The organism is Stieleria sp. (genome assembly GCF_041595215.1).
GTDB classification, from domain to species: Bacteria; Planctomycetota; Planctomycetia; order Pirellulales; family Pirellulaceae; genus Stieleria; species Stieleria magnilauensis.
Map to the genome: position 1 here is coordinate 1 of NZ_JBFHKV010001302.1, position 2,097 is coordinate 2,097.

The following is a 2,097-nucleotide window of genomic DNA, read 5'->3' on the forward strand; positions in this document are numbered from 1 at the left end:
AAGCTGCCATCGGCGGCGACCGTGATGCTTGCTCCCCAGCGAGTCGCATCGTCGGCGACCAACACTCCGGTGACACCAGAAGCATCGTTGGCGAGCAGGCCAAGGGAAGCGTCGACGGAGAGCGTCTCGGATGCGTTGCCGCGGAAGTAATCCGGCACCGCAACGGCATCGGTTGCCGAGGGAAGGGCAAGCGACACGGAGGCGTGCCGGGTCGAAGCGCCGTTTGCCAAGTCCGCCATCGTCGCGGTGGCGATCGTTTGGGTCGGCGCAGTCGTTGCGGTGAAGCTGAACGTCAACTCGCCGGTACCGCTGAGTCCGCCTGCCGCGTCAACGGGTGAGAATTTGATGGCGGAGTCACCCGGCGAGTAGGCGACCGACCAGGACGCGGGGACGACGAAGTCACTTGCGGTGACGCCCGTGGCCATCGGTAAAGTGATCGCGTCGAGTCGTTTGCTGGTGTTGGCTGCGGCGGTTGCGGTGATCACATAGCGGTAGTCATCGCCCAACGGCGTGACCGAGCTTTGAAGTCCAGCTTGGCTTGCCGTGTTTCGGGTCCAGGTCAGCGCTGTCGGGGCACTTGTTCGGCCTTGATTGTCGGTCGCGCGAAAGTACAGCGCGTGATCGCCGTCGATAAACGGCGCGCCATGGATCGCGTTGACGTCGGACGGTGTCAACACGAACCGATCGGCGGTGGTGTACGCCGTCAGGTCAACGACGCGACCGGAGAAGTTCGGGTCGGTGCTGACTTCGGCGACGGCGATCGCAGTTTCGCTACGCAATCGCCCTTGAATGGTTGGCGGCGTGATCGCATGGTCGATGACACTCGTGATCGTGAATTCCGGTGGTAAAACGGCTCCGCGTGTGAAGACAACGGTCTGTTCCGTTCGGTTTCCGGCGGGGTCTTCCGAACTGACACGAAACTCATTCGACCCAACCTGCAGGTCGGTGATGAAGAAGAACGTGCCGGCGGCATCGGCGATCGGTGTTTCTCGCTGCCCGGGCATCGTGATTCGGCTACCGGGTTCGGCGGTTCCGATCAAGCTGACTTGGGCATCGGTCGTATGATTGGCCCGCACGCTGCTTTGGTGCAGCGGCATCAATTCCAGGGTAAGGCCCGATGGCGGGATCGCATCGATCGTCAACACCAGTGGCTCCGATGGGCCGGCCACGTTTCCCGCGGCGTCTTCGATGGTGGTGGTGACGTTGTACGTTCCGCTGTCGAGACTCGGTAACGTGTACTGTGCCGCGCCGGTGGAATAGAGTTCGCCGGACAGTGTTCCATCGACGTAGAACTTGACCAATGCTCCCCGCTGGGCAAACACACGCACCACAGGCTCGGTGTTCGACGTCAAGTTGTCTTGATCGCTGTGGCCGAGATCACTGGACGTCATCAGGTCCGGCGGGGTTTGCAGCGGCGGGCTTTGACGGTCCAGGTCAAACTGAAAGTCTGTGGAAGATTCATTTCCAGCCGCATCGGTTGCCCACAGTGTCAGCAGATGACGTCCGTCAGCCACGCTCTGACCGGCAATGGATTCCAATGTCGACAAGTCGATCATCAAGGCGTTTTCGACCAGGGCGGCTGTGACGTCGAGCGGCGGCGATCCGTTCAAAGACCCGAAGAGCGACACGATCGCCGACGCGTCGCGGACCGTGCCGGAGATCGTCGGATCCTGTGTGCGTCGATCGGTGGCACTGCGCCCGGTGTCGTTGACCAGGTTCACGTCGAACGTGGGACCGTCGGTGTCGACAAAGGTCAAATCGATTTCGACGGTTTGAACATTGCCCGCGATGTCCGTTGCCGTGACGACCAGCGGGTTGACGCCTGCGCCGAGACGGACATCATCGATTGTGAAAGCTCCGAAGTCATCGGCGTCGGCGAAGTTCGGTTTCCCCTGGATCTGCAATCGAGTTCCCGGTTCGGCGCGGCCGACCAATGAAACGATGGAGGAATCGGTATGAAGGGGACTGCCCAGGTCATCACGTCGCTGGGTTTCATCCAGTCCGATGGTCGGTGCGATGAACTTGTCATCAAAGGTGATGAAACGAGCCGCGGTGAAGGGGCTGAGATTGCCGGCGGCGTCGATTGATTGGGCGACA

The 2,097-nt window shown here is 61.2% G+C and carries 1 protein-coding gene; it reads right to left on the bottom strand.

Translation table 11 applies throughout. The annotated features are described in order from the left end of the window. Nucleotides 1-2,097, bottom strand: a 2,097-nt coding sequence (locus ABX749_RS30765) for an Ig-like domain-containing protein (RefSeq protein ID WP_372899400.1), incomplete at both ends; no start/stop codon positions are given.